This is a genomic window from Komagataeibacter intermedius TF2 (genome assembly GCF_000964425.1).
Taxonomy (GTDB): Bacteria; Pseudomonadota; Alphaproteobacteria; order Acetobacterales; family Acetobacteraceae; genus Komagataeibacter; species Komagataeibacter intermedius.
In genome coordinates this window covers 1-702 of sequence record NZ_BANF01000234.1, presented here as the reverse complement: position 1 = coordinate 702, position 702 = coordinate 1, and the positions used below count along the sequence as shown (strand labels likewise).

The 702-nt window shown below is 64.7% G+C and carries 1 pseudogene; it reads left to right on the top strand.

The features are described from left to right. Positions 1-702 (top strand): annotated as a pseudogene (locus B7449_RS16610) (ParB/RepB/Spo0J family partition protein); the annotation flags it as partial.

Genomic DNA, 702 nt, shown 5'->3' with positions numbered 1-702 from the left:
TGGCAGGAAGATCTGTTCGGTGAAGCCGGGAAGGACGGCCGTTATACCGATGACGGCTTCGCCTACGAGAAGGCGCAGCGTCAGTGGCTGGGTCAGAACACGCCTGAAGATGCATTGATCGTGCAGAGCGATGAGAACGGCGAGCCGGTCTTCGAACCCGGCATGGTTCGGATCTACTGGCAGCGCGAGGGCGCCACGAAATTCTTCTGGCTTGATCATCGCCTCAAGGTTCGCGAGGGCTGGTGCGTCCTGCCGGGCAGCGAGGCGGCAGGTCGCGTGACGCCGTCCGCCGTCGTTGAAGCCCTGCCCGAAGGGCCACGGGAACGGCCGGATATCTCGGGGCGCGGTTTTGACATGATCGGCAGTTTCCGCACCCAGGCGCTGCATGCTGCATTGGACGGCATGCGGGGCTCTGCCGATCCATGGGTCCTGGTCGGGCTGATGATCGCGGCCCTCAACGCGCAGAATGTCCGGGTGGATGGGGATTCCAACGCACACTACCCGCAGCGCCGTCCGTCACGCCGGCTCGTGGCCGCCGCCGGACTGTTCCAGGATGGCGAGATGGCGCTGGACGAGGCGCTCCTGCGTGGCGCTGCTGTCGACGTGCTCAAAGCCGTTCTGTCCTGCGAGAAGAACGCGACGAATAGCGGCGACTGGAGTGTCCTGGTCGGCCATATCGTGAAAGCGGACGACCATCTGCCC